Source organism: Andreprevotia chitinilytica DSM 18519 (assembly GCF_000711875.1).
Lineage (GTDB): Bacteria > Pseudomonadota > Gammaproteobacteria > Burkholderiales > Chitinibacteraceae > Andreprevotia > Andreprevotia chitinilytica.
This window is the reverse complement of the sequence record NZ_JONM01000001.1, coordinates 231718-255681: the sequence shown is the minus strand read 5'-3', so window position 1 is coordinate 255681 and position 23964 is coordinate 231718. Positions and strand designations below refer to the sequence as shown.

General features: G+C 60.4%; 17 protein-coding genes and 1 pseudogene. 12 read left to right on the top strand and 6 right to left on the bottom strand.

The features are described 5' to 3' along the window. Positions 1–58: 58 nt before the first annotated feature. Positions 59–2635, top strand: coding sequence for a PAS domain-containing sensor histidine kinase (locus tag BR41_RS22545; RefSeq protein ID WP_051709726.1), 2577 nt, complete (start codon positions 59–61; stop codon positions 2633–2635). After that, complete coding sequence (locus tag BR41_RS01170) at positions 2607–4862, top strand: putative bifunctional diguanylate cyclase/phosphodiesterase (protein WP_035051776.1); 2256 nt, start codon at positions 2607–2609, stop codon at positions 4860–4862. Before BR41_RS22545 ends, BR41_RS01170 begins: the two co-directional genes overlap by 29 nt. A 94-nt stretch (positions 4863–4956) precedes the next feature. On the opposite strand, the gene BR41_RS22540 is transcribed toward BR41_RS01170, so the two are convergent. The 5 genes from BR41_RS22540 to BR41_RS01145 all read right to left on the bottom strand — a co-directional run bounded on the left by BR41_RS22540 (position 4957) and on the right by BR41_RS01145 (position 11200). Then, a complete protein-coding gene (locus BR41_RS22540) occupies positions 4957–6885 on the bottom strand; it encodes a beta-1,3-glucanase family protein (RefSeq protein ID WP_051709723.1) in 1929 nt (642 codons plus the stop codon). Between the two features lie 109 nt (positions 6886–6994). Further along, entirely contained in the window at positions 6995–7882 is an 888-nt protein-coding gene (locus BR41_RS01160) for a carbohydrate ABC transporter permease (RefSeq protein ID WP_245615778.1), read from the bottom strand. Positions 7883–7884: 2 nt separating this feature from the next. Further along, positions 7885–8784: a carbohydrate ABC transporter permease gene (locus BR41_RS01155; RefSeq protein ID WP_084186751.1), complete on the bottom strand. Its 900-nt coding sequence runs from the start codon at positions 8782–8784 to the stop codon at positions 7885–7887. Beyond that, positions 8781–10019, bottom strand: coding sequence for an extracellular solute-binding protein (locus BR41_RS01150; protein ID WP_035051774.1), 1239 nt, complete (start codon positions 10017–10019; stop codon positions 8781–8783). Before BR41_RS01150 ends, BR41_RS01155 begins: the two co-directional genes overlap by 4 nt. A 176-nt stretch (positions 10020–10195) precedes the next feature. Continuing rightward, entirely contained in the window at positions 10196–11200 is a 1005-nt protein-coding gene (locus BR41_RS01145; protein WP_035051772.1) for a LacI family DNA-binding transcriptional regulator, read from the bottom strand. 570 nt (positions 11201–11770) lie between these two features. Here BR41_RS01145 and BR41_RS25350 point away from each other — a divergent pair. The 3 genes from BR41_RS25350 to BR41_RS01130 all read left to right on the top strand — a co-directional run bounded on the left by BR41_RS25350 (position 11771) and on the right by BR41_RS01130 (position 14973). Beyond that, positions 11771–13150, top strand: coding sequence for a family 16 glycosylhydrolase (locus BR41_RS25350; RefSeq protein WP_051709720.1), 1380 nt, complete (start codon positions 11771–11773; stop codon positions 13148–13150). Positions 13151–13409: 259 nt separating this feature from the next. Next, a complete protein-coding gene (locus tag BR41_RS01135) occupies positions 13410–14429 on the top strand; it encodes a serine hydrolase domain-containing protein (RefSeq protein ID WP_035051769.1) in 1020 nt (339 codons plus the stop codon). A 67-nt stretch (positions 14430–14496) separates the two neighbouring features. Next, a complete protein-coding gene (locus BR41_RS01130) occupies positions 14497–14973 on the top strand; it encodes a hypothetical protein (RefSeq protein ID WP_169741227.1) in 477 nt (158 codons plus the stop codon). Positions 14974–15050: 77 nt separating this feature from the next. Here the strand turns inward: BR41_RS01130 and gcvA are convergent, their stop codons facing one another. Next, complete coding sequence (gcvA, locus tag BR41_RS01125) at positions 15051–15935, bottom strand: transcriptional regulator GcvA (protein WP_035051764.1); 885 nt, start codon at positions 15933–15935, stop codon at positions 15051–15053. A 104-nt stretch (positions 15936–16039) separates the two neighbouring features. On the opposite strand from gcvA, the gene BR41_RS01120 reads away from it, so the two are divergent. The 7 genes and pseudogenes from BR41_RS01120 to BR41_RS25515 form a co-directional block, all read left to right on the top strand. Next, entirely contained in the window at positions 16040–17044 is a 1005-nt protein-coding gene (locus BR41_RS01120) for a 2-dehydro-3-deoxygalactonokinase (protein ID WP_035051761.1), read from the top strand. A gap of 144 nt (positions 17045–17188) precedes the next feature. Then, positions 17189–18190: an arabinose ABC transporter substrate-binding protein gene (locus BR41_RS01115; protein WP_245615777.1), complete on the top strand. Its 1002-nt coding sequence runs from the start codon at positions 17189–17191 to the stop codon at positions 18188–18190. A 275-nt stretch (positions 18191–18465) separates the two neighbouring features. Continuing rightward, entirely contained in the window at positions 18466–19980 is a 1515-nt protein-coding gene (araG, locus tag BR41_RS01110; RefSeq protein WP_035051758.1) for an L-arabinose ABC transporter ATP-binding protein AraG, read from the top strand. Between the two features lie 144 nt (positions 19981–20124). Further along, positions 20125–21114, top strand: coding sequence for an L-arabinose ABC transporter permease AraH (gene araH / locus BR41_RS01105; protein ID WP_051709716.1), 990 nt, complete (start codon positions 20125–20127; stop codon positions 21112–21114). A 211-nt stretch (positions 21115–21325) separates the two neighbouring features. Then, positions 21326–22090 carry an SDR family NAD(P)-dependent oxidoreductase gene (locus tag BR41_RS01100; protein ID WP_051709713.1) on the top strand — a complete coding sequence of 255 codons (765 nt, stop codon included), beginning with the start codon at positions 21326–21328 and terminating at the stop codon, positions 22088–22090. 177 nt (positions 22091–22267) lie between these two features. Then, complete coding sequence (locus BR41_RS01095; protein ID WP_035051750.1) at positions 22268–23164, top strand: SMP-30/gluconolactonase/LRE family protein; 897 nt, start codon at positions 22268–22270, stop codon at positions 23162–23164. A gap of 3 nt (positions 23165–23167) precedes the next feature. Continuing rightward, a pseudogene (locus BR41_RS25515) lies at positions 23168–23959 on the top strand (aldose 1-epimerase); the annotation flags it as partial. Positions 23960–23964 lie beyond the last annotated feature (5 nt).

The window sequence follows — 23964 nt, the reverse complement described above, 5'->3', positions numbered from 1 at the left end:
CGCGAGCCAGTAATACGCCTCGCGATTTCTTTTGATACAAATAACTATGTCCCGCTGGATGACCCGCCACCTTGCCCTGCACGGCCTGACCGTCCTGATCGCCATCTTCGCGATCGGGCTGTGCCTGCATGCCGCAGCAAGGATCGAACGCACTGCGGATGAAAACCTGCGCGCTCGCGCCAATCAGGACAGCGCGCGCATCGCGCAGAACCTCGTCGATTGGGCGCAGCTGCGCCGTCAGTCCCTACGCGGGCTGGCTGCGTTGTTCGCCAGTGCGGATCGCGTCACCCCGCATGAATTCGCCAAGGCGGTTGCGCTGCTGCGCCTGCAAGGCGATAACAGCACGCTGGAAATCCCCCTCGCCGCCGCCAGAATCTCGCCCGACCATCGCTCGCTCAAGATCGTCTACAGCACCGAAACCTACGGCCTGCTGGCACAAGGCCGCGATCTCTCCGGCAATGTGGAAGCCATGGCCTTGCTCAAAACGGCCTTTCCGGTCGCCAACCATACGGTGCTCAGCCCGGTCTTTCACAACCAGCGCGGCGATCCTTCCGCCTATATGGCGCTGGCCGTGCCCAATACGCCGGATGGCGACCAGCTGATCATCACGCTGGTCAATTTCCGCGACATGTTCGCCGGTGCGGCCTCGCCCGAGCTGGGTATCGTGGCGCGGATGGATGTCCTCCCACCCGATGGCACGCCCATCTTCATTCAGGGCAGCGAAACACAAACGCCGGCCACGCTGTTTACGCTGGTTAACTACGGCGAGTTTTACGGCAACCGCTACCGGCAAATGTGGGACATCCTGCCCAATTACATCGGCAATCAGACTGGCGCGCAGGAGCTTGCCATCACGCTGCGCTATGGCGGCAGCCTGCTGATCCTCGCCGCCACGCTCTTCACCTGGCTGATGCTCAACCTGTATCAGCGCAGTTGCTCCCGCGAGCTGGCACTGGAAGAAGCCCGTGACCGGCTGGCGGAAAACGAGCATCACTACCGCACGCTGATCGACCAAGTGCCGGGTGTCGTCTTCCGTTGCTCGGCAGATATCAAACGCGAGATGGTCTACCTGAGCCCGGCCGTCGAAGCGCTCACCGGCTATGCGGCCGCCGAACTATTGGGCGAGCGCAGCCTGATGAGCCTGGTTCATCAAGACGACCTGCTGGTCGTGCGCCAGAAAATCCACGAAGCCCTCACCGGCGAGACGCATTTCGAACTGGAATACCGGCTGATCGATCGCCACGGTGAAGAACACTGGGTGTACGAGCACAGCCAGGTGTCGGGGATTCGCGCCAGCCAGCTGATGATCGATGGCGTACTGATCGATATCTCCGCCCGCAAGCTCGCGGAAGCCGCGCAAAAACAAACGGCCGAGCTGCTGCGCGGCATCATCGACAACGCGCCGGACGTGGTCATTCTCGGTCTCGATCTCGATGGCTGCTTCCTGCTCTGGAACCGCGCCGGCGAGCGCATGCTGGGCTGGCGCGAAGACGAACTCCTGGGCAAATCCTTCAAGGAGTTTGATTTCGTGAGCGAGCGGGCGGCGGATCAAGCGTTGTCCGATTACCAGCGGATCGCCGAAACCGGGGAACTGCTGCCACCGCGTGAGTGGATGATCCGACGCCGCAACGGCGACATTGCCTGCCTGCTCTGCACCCTGTTCCCCGCGCCGTGGCAAGACCAGACCGCAGTCGTCTGCATCGGCATCGACATCACCGAGCGCAAGCAGATGGAAGATGCGCTGGTCGCCACCCGCAATCATCTGGAAGAACTGGTCACCGCCCGTACCGATGACTTGCACCAGCGCAACGAAGAGTTGAAACAGGCGATGGGGCAGCTGGTGCAATCCGAAAAACTGGCCTCGCTGGGCAACCTCGTCGCCGGCATCGCGCATGAGTTGAATACGCCGCTGGGCAACAGCGTGACCGTCGCCAGCACGCTGCGGCAGAAAGTGCATGAATTCCAGCGCTTGCTGGAGGAAAAACAGCTGCGCAAATCCGAGCTGGAACGCTTCACCCATGCCTGCGACGAAGCCGCGCACCTGATGGAAAAGAGCAGTCAGCGTGCCAGTGAGCTGATCCACAACTTCAAGCAAGTCGCCGTCGATACCGCCAGTACGCGACGGCGTTCGTTCGATCTGCGCCAGACGGTCGATGAAGTGATTTCCACCCTGCGGCCGGCATTCAAGCACACGCCGCATTCGGTCGACATCGACATCCCGATCGGACTGGTACTGGAAAGCTACCCCGGCCCACTAGAGCAAATCCTCACCAACCTCGTCACCAACTCACTCGCCCACGCCTTCGATGGCATCGCCCACGGCAGCATCTCGATCAGTGCCAGAGCGGAAGAACACGATCGAATCTGCCTCGTCTTCAAGGACAACGGCCGCGGCATTCCCGATGAACTCAAGCGCCGCGTGTTCGATCCCTTCTTCACCACGCGACTTGGCCAAGGCGGAAGCGGATTAGGGCTCTATATTGTCTTTAACCTGGTGCACGGCGTGCTCGGCGGACAGCTGACACTCGACGATGCACCAGGCGGCGGCGCGCACTTTACCTTCAGCCTGCCCCGCATTGCGCCACACCCGAAGGAAGCCACTCTGCATGACCAGACGGAAACCGAAACCGGATGACCTGATCACTGTCCTCGACGACACAGCGCCGCCGACCACCGTCGCTGCGGACGAACGTCGCTGGCCGGTGCTGGTGGTGGACGATGATGATGAAGTCCACGCCGTCACCCGTTTTACCCTCTCCGACCAGCTCATCCTCGGCCGGCCGCTGGCCATGTGGCACGCCATGTCTGCCGCCGCTGCCCGCAAGATCCTGGCGCAGCAAAAGGAATTCGCCGTCATCCTGCTCGACGTGGTGATGGAAACCGACGACGCCGGGTTGGTGCTGGTCGACTACATCCGCAATACGCTCGGCATGAAGGAAACCCGCATCATCCTGCGCACCGGCCAGCCGGGTTATGCGCCCGAGCTGACCGTCTTCGACCAATACGACATCAACGACTACCGCACCAAGAACGAACTCACCCGCACCCGGCTCGTCACCGCGATGACCGCGGCGGTGCGCTCGTACGAACAACTGCGCACCATCGCAGAAAACCGCCGCGGGCTGGAACTGATCGTCCACGCCGTCTCTGCCCTGCTGGAAACCCGCGCCATCAGCCAGTTCGCCGAAGGCGTGCTCACGCAGATGACCTCGCTGCTCAAACTGCCGCTCGATGGCATCGTCTGCGCCCAGCGCGGCTCGCCGGTCGGCAACGATCATGATCGACTTTATGTCGTCGGTGCAGCAGGCCGGCTCGCACAATACATCGCCGAGCCGCTCGACCGGCTGGACAACGAGGAAATCCGCAACGCGATCCAGTTCGCAACAACCAATCACCATCACGTATTTGGCGAAAAGAACACCACGCTCTACCTTGCTGGCGCAGGCCAGGAAGCCGCCATCTTCATCGAAACCGGCCACGTGCTGGCGGATAACGACCGCCAGCTGCTCGAAGTCTTCGCCGCCAATATCGCCGCCTGCTTCAGCAATGTGCGGCATGTGGAACAACTGAACTTCGCCGCTTACCACGACACACTGACGCACCTTGCCAATCGCAGCCACTTCATCCTGATGCTCGATGTCGCAATCCGCGACAAACGCACCGACCACGCCGTCATGCTGATCGATCTGGATCACTTCGCCGATATCAACGACGCCTTGGGCCACGATGTCGGCAACGCGTTGCTGGTCGCCGTCGCCACCCGGCTGGAAGAAAGCTGCGGCAAAGACTGCCAACTGGCACGGGTCGGCGCCGACATCTTTGGCGTGCTTGGCCCAGCCGGGCAACTGGCTGCCACCGACCTTTTCAACCTGATGGCACAACCGTTCGAAGTCGGCGAGCACCTGCTGCCCCTGACCGTCACCCTGGGCGATTGCCCGGTATCCGACGACGACAGCGGCTTTGGCCTGCTCAAACGCGCCAACATCGCGCTCAACCTCGCCAAGCGCAACCGCATGACCAAGTACACGCGCTTCTCCGGCGAGATGGAGGCCGACACCCGCTGGCGGCAAGATGTGATCCGCCACCTGCGAGATGACTTCCATGCCGGCAAGCTCGTTGTCTGGTATCAACCGCAGATTGCGCTATCCAGCGGCCGCATGATCGGCATCGAAGCGCTGCTGCGTTGGCCTGACGAAGACGGCTTCGTGCAACCGCCCTCCGTCTTCATCCCGCTGGCTGAATATTCCGGCCTGATCGTTGAAATCGGCGACTGGGTGCTGCAAGAGGCTTGCCAGGCCTACCACCGGCTGGCCGCAATCGGGCAAGACACCACCCCGAAACGCATCGCCGTGAATGTGAGCATGCCGCAATTCCGCGCCGGTAAACTCACCGAACGCATCGCCGCCCTGCTCGGCAGCCAGCGCGTACCCGCCAACGCACTGGAACTGGAAATCACCGAAAGCATCGCCATGGACGAACCCAAGGTGGTGATCTCCAGCCTCTCTGATTTGCGCTCGCTCGGTGTACGCATCGCCATCGACGACTTCGGCACCGGCTATTCATCGCTCAGCCAACTCAAGGCCCTACCCATCGACTGCCTGAAAATCGACCGCGCCTTCATCAGCGAAATCGCCAACGGCCAAGGCGGCATGTTCGCCGAAACCATCGTCGCCCTCGGCCGCCGCCTGGGATTGGACACCATTGCCGAAGGCGTCGAAACCGCCGAACAAGCCGGCTTCCTGCGTGCCCTGGGCTGCACCGAAGCGCAAGGCTTCCACTACGCCAAGCCCATGCCGCTGGATAAGCTGATTGCGTGGATTCAGGATGGCGCGGTGACGCCGGCTTATTCGGCTACGCGGTAATGCTCGATCTGTATATTCCAACCCTTAATGAACAAAAACGCGGCCCGAAGGCCGCGTTTTTGTTACAACACAACTTGCAATCAGCCAGTCGGATTTACCACCCCACATTCACCACCAGCGCCTTCGGATTGCCGTTCTCCAGCAGGCTGCTGTGGTTGCGCACGTCGTCATAGCAGAAGCCATACGCCAAGCCATCGATGCTGTGGTCGTGCCAGAACTTGGCGTAGTAATTGGCCGGTGCGGCGAGGTAGTAGTAGCTCGCGTTGCTCCAGTTGGCTTGGTCCACGGTCTGGATCAGGTGGCGGTTGAAGGCGGCGGTGATTTGCGCCTGCATCACCAACTCGTCCGAGCTGCCGGAGGCGAGGTTGCCAGAGCCTTCCAGAATGCCCTGGGTGGTCGGTTTGCCGTGGATATAGAGGTTGTAGGCACCGCCGTTCTTGCTGAACACGAAGTCGTTGCCGACCACATGACCGCTGAACGTACCCGCTTCGGCGGTGAACGTGAGTTCATGCGTGGCGTAGTAGCTCCACACCTGATTCACGTAGTTGTCGAAGTAATTGGCATACGTGCCGCTGGCACCGAGTGCGCCCTTGGCCGGGGCGACGATGCGGTATGGCGTGCGCACCAGCGATTTGAATTCGGTCGGCACGTTGTTCTGGAAAGCGGTGAACAAGGCGGCGCGGATTTCGGTTTCGCCCACGGTCTTGTCGAAACCATCGTTGCCGATCAGGCGTGTGGTGATCGGGAAGCCGAATTGATCCACGCGGGTGGAGTTGCCGTGATAGCCGTAGTTATCAACGGTGAACTCGATCCACTCAAAGTAGACGTTCTGGTTCGGGTCCGTGGCGTTGCCCAGATCCGGCCCGGCAAAACCGAGCGAGCCATCACCTGCCACGTTGATCTTGATGTACATCGGCGAGCCCAGGCTGATGAACATCCGGCCGGAGGTGACCTTCGGCAACGACACCCAATTGGTTTTGCTCATCGGGAAGAAGTAGTTGCTGTAGTTCTGGCCGTTCTTGGTCAGGTGGTTGGCCCCATCGTTGTCTGCCACGGCGGCGGCGACCAGATTGCCGTTGGCATCGACGTAGGAGAGTTTGCCGGTAGCCGGGTTGTAGCCAATGATCGACCAATAGACTTGGCTATCGGCATAGGTGCCGTTGGTGCCATTCAGCAGCTTGATGGTCATCACGCCATTGCCGGTCGGGATGTCGACGCTGGAACCGGCAGTAAAGCTAAGCCAGTTCACATTGAAACCACCGCCGCTGGCGTAAAGGCGCAGCGTTTGCGGGCCGGCACTCAACGTTACCGTGGCTTGAATCGTGGTCCAGTTCTGCCAACCACCGGTGTTGGGTACCGCCGTGGTCGCCAATACCGCACCCGCTGCCGTGCGCAGCTGGATCACTCCGCTGGCACTGGGGCTCGCAACACGGTACTGCACGGTATAGCTGCCAGCGGTTTGCACGTTGACGGCGTAATCCATCCAGTCGCCGGTATCAATCCAGCCCACATCCAGGCCGCCGCCGGTATCGGTGGTGGCTTCCGTTTGTACACCGAACATGGCGGTCCAGTTTTCTGCCTGGATCACGCCGGGAATCGCCGCAGCGTTGGGAACAGGCGTGGGTGTCGGGGTCGGAGCGGGCGTTGGCACCGGCGTCGGAGCAGGTGTCGGGACCGGTGTTGCGGCACCGATCGTCTGGGTGAACGTCGGCGTGTCATAGGCCGGCGAGCCGTTGTTGTAGGTGAATGAATACGCGATCACGTTGCCGGTCGAAACGCCGACTTGTTGCTCGTAGCGCGTTGTCGTGGCGTTATAGGTCGTGCGCAAATTCTGCTGCGCGCCACCGTTGACGGTGTAATGCACGTCCACCCATGACGTGTTGACGTTCGATTTGAACCAGATCGTCGCGATATTGCCGCTGACGCTGATGCCATTCGTGTAGTCCGCTGCAACCGCGCGTGCGGCCAGCAACGGTAGACAGACTGCAAGCAGCCCGATCAGGAACCGTATCCATCGCTTCATTTGTCTTTCTCCAGTCCATAGGTGGTGTGATCAACCGCTCTGATGGCAGCCGGCAAATTGAAAGCGCTTTCAAATAGACTGTCAAGCAAAATTGGCGGGGCAGCGGGAATCAGTGTGGAGCGTGACTCGCCATCACCCCGCGCCAGTGGCGGGCAGCCAGCAGCAGGGCGATCAAGGTCGGGACGATGGCAACGAGTGCCCCTGCCATGACCGCGCCCCAATCCGCCCCGGCCGGGCCTTGCAGCGCCCGCAGTGCCAATGGCGCGGTGTAGTGCTCCGGCGAGGGCAGGATCACCAAGGGAATCAGGAAGTTGTTCCATGCGCCGATGAAGCTGATCACCGCCAGTGTCGCCAGCGCCGGTCGGCACAGCGGCAGCACGATGCGCCAATAGAGCTGGAATTCGTTGCAGCCATCCAGCCGCGCCGCTTCGAGCAACGCGGCGGGTATGGCACTGGCGATGTACTGCCGCATCAGCAGCACGCCCAAGCCGTTGACTGCCGCCGGTAGGTAAAGCGCGCGAAACTGGTCGAGCCAGCCCAGCCAACTGATCCAGAAGAAATACGGCACCACGGTCAGGAAGGGCGGTAACAGCATGCTCAGCACTGCCAAGCCCAGCAGCACACGCCGGCCGCGAAACTCGTACAAGGCCAGTGCAAACCCGGCCAGCGACGAGACCAGCAAGCTCAGCACCGTGGCACAGACGGCGACGTAAATACTGTTGCCCATCGCTTGCCAGAACGGCGTGAGCGAAAGCGCGGCGAGGTTGGCGCCGAAGTGCTGGCCAAAACTCGCTGGCGGGGGCATCGCGAAGATATCCGCGCCGTCATGGCTGGCAAAGACGAGCAAGCTCCAGAACGGCAGCAGCAGTAAAGCGGCCGCTACGGCGAGCAATAGCGAAACCGCGAATTTGCCGCTTGCGCGCCGCGCCGCACCTCTGGCCTGCAGGCCGCTTGCGGGCACAGCAATGCCGAGGAACGCTGCCGCGTTGCGTATCACGCTTATTCCACCCGCCGCCATGCGCCCCTCCCCCACAGCAGGTTGAAGGCCAGCACCAGCGTCACGGTCGAGACCAGCAGCAGCCAGCCCATCGCCGCCGCGCCACCAAGATCGCCGGCATCGAACGCCAGCCGGTATAGATACAGCGTGGTGGTCAGCCCGGCCCGCTCGGTGCCGCCATCAGGCGCGACGATGAAGGGCTCGTCGAACAGCTGGCAGCCACCGATCAGCGTCAGCGTCAGCGCCAGAATGATCATCGGGCGCAATTGTGGCAGCACCACATGCCGGAATCGCTGCCAGCCCCCTGCGCCATCGATTGCGGCGGCATCAAGCAGGGCCACCGGCAATGCCTGCAAGGCAGTCAGATAGAGCACGGTATTCCAGCCGACATAGCGCCAACACACCAGCGCAGCGATGGATAGCTTGAGCAGCAGCGGGTCATGCAGCCAGTCGAATGGCCCTAGTCCGATCCGCGCCAGCCATTGGTTGACCAGACCGTATTCGGAGGAAAGCAGCGTGGTGAACACCAAGGCGATGGCGATGGCGGATGTCACATACGGCACCATGCCGACGATGCCGGCCAGGCCCGTCAAGCGCCCAAGGTAGCGATAGATCATCCACGCAAGCGCCAAGGCCAGCAGGTGTTGCGGCACGCCGGCCAGCAAGGTTAGCACCAGCGTATTGCCAAGCGACTGCCAGAACAGCGGGTCTGCCAGCGCGAAACGGAAATTGCCAAGGCCAACGAACTGCAGGCCAGCTGCGCCCGTCGCCGCATCGCCATGACGAAACGCCAACCACAGCGCCCCCCCGAACGGCACGGCAACGAACAGCAGAAACAGCAGCAGAAATGGCGCGAGAAACAACCACGGCGCTGCGCCATGTCGGCGTCGTGGCAGCGTCATCGCTGAGTACGCAACTCGATCTGGGCCCGTGCCTTGGCCAAGGCGGCACGGATATCCTTCCCGCCGACCAGCACCGAATCGAGCGCGGCATCGACCAGATCGACGGCGACCGGATCATTGCGATCCAGATGCGTGGCCGGTGTGGCTTGTGCGGCGTGGCGCCACACCTGTAGCGCGGTCTGGCCGCCGAAGAATGACATCGGGCTGTCGAAGATGGGGTCTTGCTGGGCATCGTTCAGTGCCGGGAAGGCTTGCAAGGCAGGCGCGCGCAAGGCGTTGAGCTGGTTGTTGCGATCTGTCAGCAGCTGGATAAGCTCCCATGCCAGCGCTTTGTGCCCGGCCTGCTTCGGTATCGCATAAAACGAACCGCCCCATGCGGCGTTGCCGCGGACTGGCAAATCGGTGACGCGCCAGTGGCCGGCCGTGGACGGCGCGATCCAGCTGGCCAACGGCCCGGCAAACCAGGAACCCGATGGCACGATGGCGATCTTGCCGTTACGCAGCATCGCCGCCCATTCGTTGGTCCATGTGTTGATGCGGGCGTCGATACCGGCTTTTCGGGCCGCACGGGCCAGCTCGAACGCTTGTACGAAACGATCCGACTCCACCAGCGACTTGCCGTTCTGGTCGAAGTAGAGCCCCTCGCCTTCCTTCAAGGTGGCGTGCAGATAAAGCTCTTTCAGTTCGCGGGGATTGGCCACCAGATACGCACCGGTTTTGGCCTTGAGTTTGCGACCGGCAGCCAGCAGGCCAGCCCATGAATCGGTCAGCCCGCTTTCCTGAATACCGCAGCGGTCGAACAGATCCTTGCGATAAAACAGCGTGCCGGGGCCGATGTCGGCCGGTAGCGCGAGGATGCGGCCATCCGCCTCAGTCGTTTGCGCAAAGGCGTAGTGCACGAAGCGGGGCTGCAATTGGCCGGCCAGATAGGGGGACGCGGCCAGGTTTTCCAGTACGCCAGCCGCCTTGAAACGACCCAGATAGCTGGTTTCGATGCCAACCACATCAGGCACATTGGCCGTACCGGCCAATTGCGTGGCCAGCCGGTTGTGATGATCGGCATAGCCCAGCACCATCAGCCGGATCGGTACATCCGGGTGGCGCTGGTTCCAGGCCGGCAGCACGAGCCGCACGGCTTCATCCAGTTTGGGAAAAACAGCAACGGTAAGCGTCTCCGCACCCAAAGCGGAAGACGCCAGAAACACCGCCACAGCGGCGTGCAGGCAACGCAACATGCAAGTACTCCCGGGCGACCTGTATCGGCCACCTCTCCACCCTTTCGTGTCCCTCATACCCGATTCCGGGCGAGGACATTCTTTATGTCGGGCGCATATCTCAGCGCCCTTGGGCAGAACATACCGTGTCAGTTTTGCGCCGCAAAGCACCCGCCCCAAGAAAAGGGCCCGACTCCCTAGCGCAGCCGACGAGTGGAATCGCGCACGATCAGTTCCAGCCCGAATTCCGGCGGTTCCGGCACTTGCCCACCCAGCATGTTCACCAGTGTTGCAGCCGCCGCAACACCGATCTCAAACGTCGGCTGTCGCACCGTGGTCAGCGGCGGCGTGGTGTAGATCGAATTCTGCAAATCATCGAAGCCGACCAGCGAAATATCTTCCGGCACGCGAATGCCGTGCTGGTACAACGCCAACCGCGCGCCATAGGCCATCTGGTCGTTGGCCGCGAAAATCGCCGTGAACGGCACCCGATCCGCCAGCAACTGGTTGACCGCGATCACACCACTGCCTTCGCTGTAATCGCCGCGGGCAACCAGTCGCTCATCCAGTTCAATCCCGGTGAAGGACAGCGCTTCGCGATAACCCGCCAGCCGGGCATGGGAATCCGGGTGGTGCTGCGCCCCGGCGATATGCGCAATCTGCCGATGCCCCAAACCGATCAGATGTTCGGTAGCGTGCCGGGCTGCAGCGCGGTCGTTCAACCAGAAGCTCTTGATGTTCGGTGCATTGAGCTGGCGGCCGGTCACGACGATGGGCAAGCGTCTGGCCTGCTCGATCAATGCGCCATCCGTCACGCTGCCGGTGAGAATGATCAGGCCATCCACCTGCCGGCTCGCCAACAGCGCAATCCGGTGCGCTTCTTCGTTCGCATCCCAATGGCCGTTGGCGAAAATCGGCGTATAGCCGGTATCGGACAAGCCGTTTTCAATCCCTTCCAGACATTCGCCGTAAAACGGACTGGCGATGTTCTGCGTGAGCACGCCGATGGTCATCGAGCGGCCACTGGCCAATGCTTGCGCAGCTTTGTTGGGTTGGTAATTCAGTTTGGAAATGGCGCGTTCTACCGCTTCTCGCTTGGCGTCCTTCACGCCAGCCGTACCGTTGAGGATGCGGGATACAGTGCTCGGCGAAACGCCGGCCTCACGCGCCACCTGTTCGAGGGTGGTCGATTTATCGTTCATAACTCTTCTCGTGATTTTCTTATCATGAAAGCGTTGTCATTGAAAAAACGCTTTGTTATTCTGCGTTCACAGTTTGGTAACTGCTTATTTGTGCTGATTATTTTAACATGATGTTCTGATATTTCATCCCCCTGGATCGGCTACTTCCAAGGGAAGAATCAAAAAATACTGAAAGCGCTACCATACAATAAACCAAAGCCAGCGAGCACCCGACGCCAGATCGGTAAAACAAGAACGTCAACACACGTTCGGGATGATGGAGACGAAACATGAATGCGGCAATCATCTGCTGCGGCGTACGGCTGCATGTTGGGCTCAGGCAACAGATTGCGCGCCCGATCAGCCGGCTGATCACAGACCTGCGCCCTGCTTCAGCCCTCTGCAGCACCTTACCCGGCTCCACCTCGCTTGAAACACCGTGCCCCCGCCTTTTGGACGCACGGCATTTGTATTTGTAGCCCCCAATTTCGACCCGTCGACAAGGCCTACTTCCAGCCGGCGAATCGGAACATGCAGTAACAGAAGCGAAACCAATCGCCACCAAATCTAAAACAGGATGGAGCAATAAAAATGAATCGAATCAATGCGCTGTTTATCGCCGCCTGCGGCATCAGCCTCACCGCTGCGGCTTACGCCGCCAGCTATCCGGCCTGGCAGCCGGATACCACCTATACCGCCGGCACCATCGTTTCCTACAACGGCCACGACTACAAAGCGCTAGTGACCCAGACCGACTATAGCGGCACCGGCTGGAACCCGACCGTTGGCAGTTTGTGGCAAGACCTCGGCGCGGATAGCGGCACGCCAAGCCCGTCGCCAACGCCTGCGCCGACACCTACCCCTACGGCAGCCCCCACACCCGCCCCAACACCGCAACCGACCGCCACGCCAGCGCCCACCCCGGCCCCCACCGCCACCCCGATACCGGGCTCCGGCTGCTCTGCCGCCTGGAATGCCAGTACCGCCTATAACAAAGGCGATCAGGTGAGCTACAACGGCGTGAACTACAGCGCCAACTGGTGGACTCAGGGCAACAACCCGTCGACCAGTTCCGGCCCGACCGGCAGCGGCCAGCCGTGGACCGTAGTCAATAACTGCAGCGGCGGCAGCACCCCGGCCCCCACGCCAACGCCAGCCCCGACGCCCAAGCCGACGGCAACGCCGACACCCGCTCCGACCCCGACACCAACCCCTGCGCCAACACCCACACCAGTCCCCGGCTGGAAGCTGGTGTGGAGCGACGAATTCACCAACAGCAGCATCGATACGTCGAAGTGGCAGTTCGAGGTCAATGGCAAGGGCGGCGGCAACAACGAGCTGGAGTACTACACCGACCGGCCGCAAAACGCCTATATCGACAACGGCCATCTGGTGATCAAGGCACTGCAGGAGCAATACACCGGCCCGGATGGCACACGCAGCTATACCTCCGCCCGCATCCACACCAAGGCCGCATGGACCTACGGCCGCATGGAAGCCAGCATCAAGCTGCCGTATGGCCAAGGCCTGTGGCCGGCGTTCTGGATGATGCCGCAGTCGGATATCTACGGCGGTTGGGCTGCCAGCGGCGAGATCGACATCCTGGAGGCGATCAACACCAAGGGTGCCGGCGGCAACACCATCTACGGCTCGATCCACTACGGCGCAGCGTGGCCGAACAACCAACACACCACCGTGGCCTATACCCCGGCCAGCAGCATTGCCGACAACTACCACCTGTACGCGGTGGAATGGGAGAACGGCCAGATTCGCTGGTACGTGGATAACGTGTTGTATTCGACGCAAACACAATGGTCGACCACCGGTGGCGCCTACCCCGCCCCGTTCAACCAGCCGTTCTACATCATCCTGAATGTCGCCGTCGGCGGCAGCTGGCCGGGCAACCCGGACGGCAGCTCCAGCTTCCCGCAGGAGATGGATGTGGAGTATGTGCGGGTGTATCAGAAGTAAGCGCTTGAGGCTGCTTTAACGAGCGTCACTGCAGTGCTTGAAGCCCTCTTCTTTGGAAGGGGGCTTTTTCATTGCACCTGTACCTTCCTCCTCGCCGCAGCCACTCCTGACTTTCTGTATTGCATAACAAGGCGTGTCACGAATTGCCACAATGACCTGCACATTTGTTGCGCACACCTTGCTTGTTGATTCAGAATTCCCCGCTCCCATCCCGGCGCAGACCAATCTTGCAGCCCTTCGGCCAAGGAAGAAAAACACCATGCCCTTTCAGCATCGCGGCATTGCCCATGTCACCCTGATTTTTGCCATGTCATTGCTCATGAATTGCACTTGGGCTGCGTGGGAACGCCAAACACCAGCCGATGCGGGCATCGATGCCGCACAATTGGCGGCACTGGATAAGGAAATTGCCGGCGGTCAATTCCCGGTCGATGCCTTGCTCATCGCCCGCAATGGCAAACTGGTCACCGAAAAATATCTCAACGGTACGGCCGCCAATCAGCGGCTGCCGATTTATTCCTGCACCAAGAGCATTACTGGCGCATTGGTTGGCATCGCCATCGCCGACCACAAGATTTCCGGCACCGATGCAACGCTCGGTTCACTCTTGCCCAATTTGAAATTGCCTGCGGACAAAAGCGCCATCAAGCTGGAAAACCTGTTGAGCCTGACCGCCGGCTTCAAATGGGCACTCGGGTCTGACGATCGCGACATGTATCAGCAGCAGGATTGGCTTAACTACGTAGTGAACAAGCCACTGGTCACCGAGCCGGGAACACGCTTTGTCTACAACAGCGGCGTCTCACACTTGTTGGCAGCAGTGGTGCAGCAAGCGAGTAAGCAAGACTTGCTCACCTACGCGAACACCAAATTGTTCGGGCCACTGGGTATCAGCGATGTCAATTGGAGCTCCGACCCGAAAGGTATTCGCGCAGGCGGCTTTGGTCTGGAGTTGCGGCTGCCGGATTTGCTCAAGATCGGCCAGCTCTATCTGGATCAAGGGCGCTGGCAAGACAAGCAATTGATTCCGGAATCCTGGGTTGCCACTAGCACAACCAAGCATATCTATAGCGACCATGACGATATGAACTATGGCTACCAGTGGTATATCGACCCGAAAGGCCGCTATTTCGCTGCTTTCGGCCTCGGCTCAGAAGGCCACCGCATGCTCGCGGTTGTGCCAGACAAAAAGCTGGTCGTCCTGCTGCTTGGGCATTTCTCAGGCCCGAGCCAAGCTCGCGATATTCTGGAAGATTATTTGATTCCCGCTGCGCAATAAGCGCAGTTTCTTTCATCCACGATTGACCACCCCAAACACACTGGTCATTCCCCCAACACAAAACTTCATGCTCAAAAAATCCGCACTTCTGATCTTGTCCCTGCTCTATGTAACGCCCTGTTTAGCTGCTGACCACGAAAGTGTTGATGGCTGGCTACAGGTTACCAGTAGCGAAATCGGCTTGTTTTACAATCAATGCGGCGTGCCAGATCGGAAAATTTATGGCGCAGACAAACTGACTTGTTTGCAATCGAAGTTCGGTCAAAAAATGACAGAGCTGAATCTTGGTAAATTCAATTACCAGATCACGATGCTAAAAAATGGCGATGCCGAATATGAAGCCAAAACGCTCCAAGATTGGACAAAGGAATGTTACCGCTACAGGGCAAAGAATAACGCCGACGGGGGCTTAGCCATTGAAACCGGCTGCCAGGCTTTTATGGAGGCCAGAATGACAGTTTTGAAAACACAGGCTCAAGCTCAAGTAAAAGCAGATGCAGAGGCTGAAGCCAAACTGGCAGTAGCCGCAGACTCAACGCAATAACTATCGCGTAATCACCACGATGACCTAATCAAACAAAAACGCGGCGATAAGCCGCGTTTTTGTTTCCAAGTCATTCCTCAATCCCGCAATGCCTCCGCAATCAACCAATTCCTGAACGCCGCAAACCCGGCCTTTTCCAGCGAATCCGGCGGGAAGATCAGGTAGTAAGACAAACGCAACGACACCTCGACCGGCAGCGGCTTCACCAGCCGGCCAGCTGCGATGTCGTACTCGACCAGGATGCGCTGCCCCAGCGCCACGCCCTGCCCGTCGATGGCGGCTTGCAGCGTCATCATCGCGTCGGAAAACCCCGTCCCGTGGGAGGCATCAACGCCACGCGCGCCCACCTCATCCAGCCATTGCTGCCACGTCGCATGGTGAGATAAACGCTGCGCGCCACGCTCGTGCAATAGCGTCTGCCCGGCCAAGTCCTGCGGGGTTTTTAACGTAGTCTGCAACACCGGGCTACACACCGGAAAGAAGCTGGTGCTGGCGAAACGCTCCACCACCAGATCGCGCGCATCGACTTGCCGATCGTCGATCACGACGTCGTAACTGTGGTAGTCGCGCACCGGTTCAGTCGAGACTTCCACGCGGATATCCGGGTGCTGGTTGAAGAAGCGATACAGCCTTGGCACCAGCCATTTCGCCCCGAAAGTGGGCGGCACCGCCACGCGCAACAGCACGGTCTTGTCGTCCAGAAGCAAGTCTGTGGCTTGTTGCAGTGCACGAAAAGCATCCCGCACACGCGGTAGATAGTTCTCGCCGGCGCTGGTCAGCAGCAGCTGATTATTGCGCCGCTCGAACAGTTTCAGACCGAGGAATTCCTCCAGCTGCTTGATCTGGTGGCTGACCGCGGCATTGGTCACGCAGAGTTCGTTGGCTGCCTTGGTAAAGCTCAAGTTGCGGGCAGCAACCTCAAAAACGCGCAAGCCATTAAGTGGGGGTAAACGTCTAGCCATGATTAGTCATTAAGTTTTTCTTAATGAAGCAGCAAATATTTGTAGTTTGCCACATTTGGCTACCGATTCAACAATGGTGCACATCAACCCGACGACGCACCAAAATGATCATCCTCACCATCGATACCGGTACGACCAACACCCGCGTCACCCTCTGGCGTGATGGCGTGGCGCAGCATCAAGCAGCTCGCCAAGTGGGTGTGCGCGATACGGCCATCACCGGCAACGTGGTCACATTGCAAGCGGGTGTGCGGGCCACCATCGACGCCGCGCTGGAACGAGCGCACATCAGCATCGAAGCCGTCGATCTGGTGCTGGCCTCCGGGATGATCACCTCCAACGTCGGCCTGTACGAGATTCCGCATCTGATCGCCCCGGCCGGCAAGAAAGAACTCGCCGCCGGCATGCAGCAAGCGCTGATCCCCGAGGTGTGCAGCAAGCCGATCTGGTTCGTGCCGGGCGTGCGCAATCGTGTGGACAACATCGGCCTGCACAACTGCGAAGCGATGGACATGATGCGCGGCGAAGAAGTGGAGACGATGGCGCTGGTCGAGCGGCTCGGCATCAACGAGCCGACGGTGGTGATCCTGCCCGGCTCGCACTCCAAGTTCGTGCATCTGGATGGCCAGCAGAAAATCATCGGCTGCGTGACCACGCTGGCGGGCGAACTGCTGCATGTGATCACCCACAACACCATCCTCGCCGGCTCGCTCGATAGCGATTTCGCCAGCGAGATCGACGAAGAAATGCTGCTGGCCGGCGCACGTTCCGCCAGCCAGATCGGCCTCGGTCGCGCCTGCTTCACCGTGCGCACGCTCGGCCAGTTCACCATTTACGACCGCAATGCGCGGGCCAACTTCCTCCTGGGCGCTGTGCTCGGTGCGGACCTCTTGACGCTGAAAAACTCCAGCGCCATCCGCATGAGCCCCGGCACTCAGTTCATCGTCACCGGCAAGCCGATCCTGCGCGAAGCGCTCGGGCTGCTGGTTCAAGGTGACGACTTTTTCTCCGGCAAGGTCACGATCACCCACAACGACGAGCAAGCCGACATGGCCGGCTTTGGCTCAATCGCCGTAGCGCGGGAACGGGGCCTTTTGAATATCCGATAAAGCATTTCTCACCACTCCCACGAAGTGGGCGAGGGAACAAAGCATCGGCGGATTTACACGCCGCGTATCACGGGCGCTACAAGAGCCCGGTTTCGCTCCCCTACGGAGCTTTCCCTAGATAGTTGCAACCTGGAGATCGACAAAATGAAGCACGAATTTCGTATGAAGTGGGGTCGCACGCTGCTGGGCTCGATCGGGCTTTCCCTCGCCTTGGTCAGCGGTGCGCACGCAGCGGAAGAGGTCAAGATCGGCTTTCTGGTCAAACAGGCCGAGGAACCGTGGTTCCAGGACGAATGGAAATTCGCCGAACAAGCGGCCAAGGACAAAGGCTTCAAGCTGGTGAAGATCGGCGTGCCAAGCGGCGACAAGGTGCTCACCGCCATCGATAACCTCGGCGCGCAAAACGCGCAGGGTTTCATCATCTGCGTGCCGGATGTGAAGCTCGGGCCGGCAGTGGTCGCCAAGGCCAAGCAGAACAAACTGAAAGTGATGAGCGTGGATGACCGCTTTGTCGATGGCGCCGGCAAGCCGATCGAATCCGTGCCGCACATGGGCATCTCTGCGTTCAAGATCGGTGAGCAAGTCGGCGCGGCCTTGGCCGAAGAAGCCAAGAAGCGTGGCTGGAACCTGAATGAAGTGGGCGCGATCCGCATCGCCTACGACCAGTTGCCGACCGCCAAGGAACGCACCGACGGCGCGATCGCCGCACTGACCGCCGCTGGCTTCCCCAAGGCCAACATCATCAATGCGCCGCAAGCGAAGACGGATACCGAAAACGCCTTCAACGCTGCCAACGTCGCCATCACGCAGAACCCGAAATACAAGCACTGGCTGGCATTCGGCCTGAACGATGAAGCGGTCCTCGGCGCGGTGCGCGCAGCGGAAGGCCAAGGTGCGAAAGCGGATAGCGTGATCGGCGTGGGTATCGGTGGTAGCCAATCGGCACTGAACGAATTCGCCAAGTCCGAAAAGACCGGCTTCTTCGGCACCGTGTTGATCAGCCCGAAACGCCACGGCTACGAAACCAGCGTGAACATGTACGAGTGGGTGAAGAACGGCAAGGAGCCGGAAAAACTGACCCTGACCTCGGGCAAGTTGATGACGCGTGATAACGCGGCGGCGGTGAAAAAGGAAATGGGGCTTTAAGCGCCAAATCCGTGGGTATGGCACTTCGTAGGATGGGTTAGCCGCAGGCGTAACCCATCAGGCAATACGTCGAGCGTCGTTGCAGCGACTTTCAACATTGCCCGGTGGGTTACGCCGCAAGACGGCTAACCCACCCTACGAAGCCGCTGAGCAATCGTTGGGTTCCGGCTCCAAATCGGCCGTGAACGCGAAAGCACGCCGCAGACAGTACAAGTGGTACGGCAAGGCGTGCTGACAAAGTGCACGGCCGATTTCGAGTCGGAACAGGAGCAGTTGTGAGTTACCTCGAATTTAGATCCATCAGCAAAGTCTTCCCCGGTGTACGGGCGCTGTCCGACATCAGCTTCAAGGTCGAGACCGGCCGGGTGCATGGCCTGCTGGGGGAAAACGGCGCGGGCAAATCCACGCTGATGAAAATCCTCGGCGGCGAATACATCCCGGAGGAAGGCGAGCTGATCGTCGGCGGCGAAGTACGGCGCTTTCAACGAAGCCGTGATGCCATCGATGCCGGTATCGCCATCATCCATCAGGAACTGCAATACGTGCCCGAGTTGACAGTGATGGAGAACCTGCTGCTGGGCCGACTGCCGAGCAAGTTCGGCTTCGTGCAAAAGCGGCAGGCCATCGCCTGGACGCGCACCCAGTTGCAAAAGATCGGTGTGGATATCGACCCGCTGGCCAAGCTGCGCGATCTCTCCATCGGCCAGCGCCAGATGGTGGAAATCTGCAAGGCGATCCTGCGCGATGCCAAGGTGATTGCGCTGGATGAACCGACCAGCTCCCTCTCCCACCGCGAGAGCGAAATCCTGTTCCGGTTGGTGCGCGAGCTGAAGGCCCAAGGCAAGGTGATGATCTATATCTCGCACCGGCTGGAAGAAGTCTTCACCCTGTGCGACAGCGCCACCATCTTCCGCGATGGACGCAAGGTGGCGGACTACCCCAGCCTGACCGGCATCACCCGCGATGAGCTGGTGAACCGCATGGTCGGCCGCGAGATCAGCGACATCTTCGGCTACCAGCCCCGTGAGCTGGGCGAAACCCGGCTGGAAGTGCGCGGCATGCATGGCCGGAAAATCGCCGGGCCAGCCAGCTTCAGCGTGCGGCGCGGCGAGATCGTCGGCTTCTTCGGCCTTGTCGGCGCCGGGCGTAGCGAGTTGATGCAGCTCGTTTACGGCGCAGACAAGCGAATGGCCGGCGAAGTCCGCATCGACGGCAAGCCCCTGCCCGGCCAGGGCATCCGCGATGCGATTCGCTCCGGGCTGGTGTTCTGCCCGGAAGACCGCAAGGAGCACGGCATCATCGGCTGCCGCTCTGTGTCGGAGAACATCAACATCAGCTGCCGCCGCCACTACCGGCAGGCGCACTTCTTCGTCAACGACAAGGCCGAAGCGGAAACCGCCGATGGCTATATCAAGTTGCTGCGGATCAAGACACCGAACCGCCAGCAGAAAATCCGCTTCCTCTCCGGCGGCAACCAGCAAAAGGCGATCCTGAGTCGCTGGCTGGCCGAGCAGGATTTACGCGTGCTGATCATCGATGAACCCACCCGCGGTATCGACGTCGGCGCGAAAAACGAAATCTATGCCGTGCTGTATGAACTGGCCGCCAAGGGCGTCGCCATCGTGATGGTGTCGAGCGAATTGCCGGAAGTGCTCGGCGTGGCCGACCGCGTGGTGGTGATGTGCCAGGGCCGGATCACCGGCGAATTACAGCGCGGTCAGGCTAATGAACAAGACGTGCTGTCGCTGGCGCTGCCGGTGAGTGATGCGCCGCAATTGCAGGCCGCCTAGAAACACTGAGAGCCACGGAGAATCATGTAGGAGCGAGCTTGCTCGCGATGGCGATGCGTCAAACGGCGCAATCGCGAGCAAGCTCGCTCCTACATCCGTCCTCCGTTGTTCAAGGTTTTGAATTTGATAAGGGAATCCAAACCGATGAACACCGTAATCACCGCTCCAACCACAGGGAGCCCAAACATGAACAAAGCCAAATGGCTACGTCATCTCGACGAATACAGCCTGATCCTGATCTTTATCGCCCTGTTCGTCGTACTGTCGTTCACGGTCGAATACTTCTTCTCGTGGCGCAACATGATCGGGCTGGCGCTTTCGGTGTCACAGATCGGCATGGTCGCGTGCACGATGATGTTCTGTCTTGCCTCGCGCGATTTCGACTTGTCGATCGGCTCCACCGTCGCCTTTGCCGGCGTGCTGTGCGCGATGGTGATCAACCAGACCGGCAGCGTCACCCTCGGCATTCTTGCCAGTCTGGTCGGCGGCGGCATCATCGGCTTCATCAACGGTGCAGTGATCGCCAAGCTGCGCATCAACGCGCTGATCACCACGCTGGCGACGATGGAAATGGTGCGCGGTCTGGCATATATCGCCTCCAACGGCCAAGCGGTCGGCGTATCGAAAGAATCCTTTTTCGTGCTCGGCAACGCCGAATTCCTCGGCATCCCCAGCCCGGTCTGGATCACCATCCTGTGCTTCATCGTGTTCGGCATCATGCTCAACAAGACCGTTTACGGCCGCAATACGCTGGCCGTTGGCGGTAACCCGGATGCCTCCCGGCTGGCCGGGGTCAACGTCGACACAACCCGCATCTATATTTTCCTGATCCAGGGCGTGATCGCGGCGCTGGCGGGGGTGATCCTGGCCTCGCGCATCACCAGCGGCCAACCGAATGCGGCACAAGGGTTCGAACTGAACGTGATCTCGGCCTGCGTGCTCGGCGGCGTATCGCTGATGGGTGGACGGGCAACGATGAGCGGCGTGATTGTCGGCGTGCTGATCATGGGCACGGTGCAAAACGCCATGAACCTGCTGAATATCGACGCCTTCTATCAATACCTGGTGCGTGGCGGCATTTTGCTGGCGGCGGTGCTGATCGATCAGCTGAAGAATCGCGGTCAGGCGGATTAAAACCTTCAGTCTGAACTACAGAGGCACAGAAAACACAGAGAAAACCAAACCGTGCTTGAGAAAGAAACCTGTAGGAGCGAGCTTGCTCGCGATAGCGATGTATCAAACTGAGCAATCGCGAGCAAGCTCGCTCCTACAAGATCTCGCACTTGCCCTTCTCTGTGTTCTCTGTGCCCTCTGCGGTGAAAGATTTTGACTTTGGATTAACACCATGAGCAATTTCGCCCACTACCCTAGCCTCGCCGGCAAAAGCGTCTTCATCAGCGGTGGCACCACCGGCATCGGCGCGAGCTTCGTCGAGGAATTCGCCAAGCAAGGCGCGCGGGTGGCTTTCATCGGCCGCAACGCGGCGGCTGCAGAAGGTTTGCTGGCCGAGCTGACGACGATTTCGCGCCGGCCGCTGTTCATCCAGTGCGATGTAACCGACACCTTGGCGCTGCAAGCCGCCATTGCCCGCGCCCGCGAGGTCAACGGCCCGATCACCGCGCTGATCAACAATGCCGCCAATGATGTGCGCCACAACACGCCGGACGTCACCCGTGCCTTTTGGGACAACGCCATCGCCATCAACCTGAGCCACCAGTTCTTTGCAGCACAGGCGGTGATGGAGGATATGAAAGCCGCTGGCGGCGGCAGCATCGTCAATCTGGGCTCCACCAGCTGGAAGATCAAACAGGCCGGTTACCCCGCCTATGCGACCTGCAAGGCCGCGATCAACGGCCTTACCCGCAGCCTTGCTCGCGAACTCGGCCCCTTCAACATCCGCGTCAATACCCTCACTCCCGGCTGGGTGATGACGAAGAAACAGCTGGAACAGTGGGTCGATGCTGAAGGCGAAGCAGAAATCGAACGCAATCAATGCTTGCAGAACCGCGTACAGCCGGACGACGTCGCCAGACTGGCGCTGTTTTTGGCATCGGACGATAGCCGGATGTGCTCGGCGCAGGAGTACGTCATCGATGGCGGCTGGACATGAAAAATGACCTCTAAGCCTACTGCGCGACCATGACCCGGTGCGGTACGGTACTCGCGATCCTCACGTACGCAACGTACGTTCCGGTCGCTCCGTTCCGGGCCGCACCGGCTGACGGCCGCTCGCTACGGCTTCCAGGCCATTTTTATCCTTTCACACATTGCAAACCCCGAGTCCCCAATGCAACCAGCCTCTCCCATCACCCCATCCCGTTTCGCCCTCGGCGAAGGCATCCTTTGGGATGACCAACTCAACGTCCTGTGGTGGACCAACATCCACGCCGCCGAGCTATGGCAATTCAACCCTGCCACACAAACAGAGCGCTGCTGGCCGCTACCGCAGCGGCTGGGCTGCTTTGCACTGACGCAAACGCCGGGCGTGCTGCTGATGGGGCTGGAACAGGGGCTGGCGAAGTTCGATAGCACCAGTGGCGAGGTCACTCACCTGACGCCGGTTGAACCGGAATTCCCCCACACCCGCGTCAACGATGGCCGTTGTGATCGCGCCGGCAATTTCGTCTTCGGCACCATCAACGAAGGCGGGCCGGAGGCCATCGGCGGCTATTACCGCTACACGCCAGCCGGCGAATTGCAGCGGCTCGACCTCCCCGGCTGTGCCATCGCCAACAGCATCTGCTTCAGCCCGGATGGCGGCACGATGTATTTCGCCGACTCACCGACCAAGAAAATCCTGGCCTGCGATTACGACACTGCCAGCGGCAAAACCGGCAACGTGCGCCTCTTCGTCGATGTTGCCGCGCATACCCCAGTCGCCCCACCAGACCCAGACGGTTCCATCGTCGATGCGGACGGCTTTCTGTGGAACGCCGAATGGGGCGGCCACCGCGTTGTTCGCTATGCACCGAATGGCGAGATCGATCGCGAGATCAAGCTCAGCGCCTCGCAAGCCACTTGCCTGACCTTCGCCGGGCAAACGCTCGATACGCTCTACATCACCACGGCCCGCGTCAGCCTGTCCACAGCCCAGCTGGCCGAGGAAACCACCGCCGGCGCGGTGTTTCACGTTGCAACCGTCGGCACGCATGGTCTGCCGGAAGTACGGTTTGGCGGGTTCTGATCCATGCAAACGTTGGTGCTTGATAACGGATTGCTGCACGTGGAAATCCTGCCGGAACTGGGCGGGGGAATCGCCCGTTTTGACTGGGTTTCAGGCGCGGCGACGCTGCCGGTCTTTCGTCCACGCAATACCGACGCAGACCCGAGTGAACCGAACACACTAGCCTGCTATCCACTGGTGCCTTGGTCGAACCGCATCGGTCATGGCCGTTTCGATTTCGGCGGTGCAACCTTCAATGCCCCGCAAACTCGGCCAGATGAGCCCTACCCGATCCACGGTCACGGCTGGCTGTCGGAGTGGGAAGTGCTGGCGGCCGAGACGGGCAGCATCGAGCTCTATTTGCAGCACAACGCGACCGATCCTTTCTGCTACGAGGCGTGGCTGCGCTATCAGCTCTCGGGCAACCGGCTCTCGGTCACCTTGTCAGTGCGCAACCTTGGCCAACCGCTCCCGTTCGGCCTCGGCCTGCATCCGTTCCTGCCGCGCACTGACGATGTACAGCTGCAAGCGCCAGCCGCCACCTTATGGCAAGCCGGCCCGGATTGCCTGCCGACGCAACTGACCACGCCCACCGCAGCCTGGAACTTCGACGAAGCCCACTCACTGGATGCGGAAATCAATCACGCCTTCGGTGGCTGGCCCGGTCGCGCTGAAATCCGCTGGCCGGCCCAAGGGCTGCAACTGAACATCAACGCCGACCCCGGCTATTACGTGCTCTTCACCCCGACTCGACAGGACTTCTTCTGCTTCGAGCCGGTGGATCACCCGGTCAACGCGCATAACCTGCCGGGCGGTGCGGC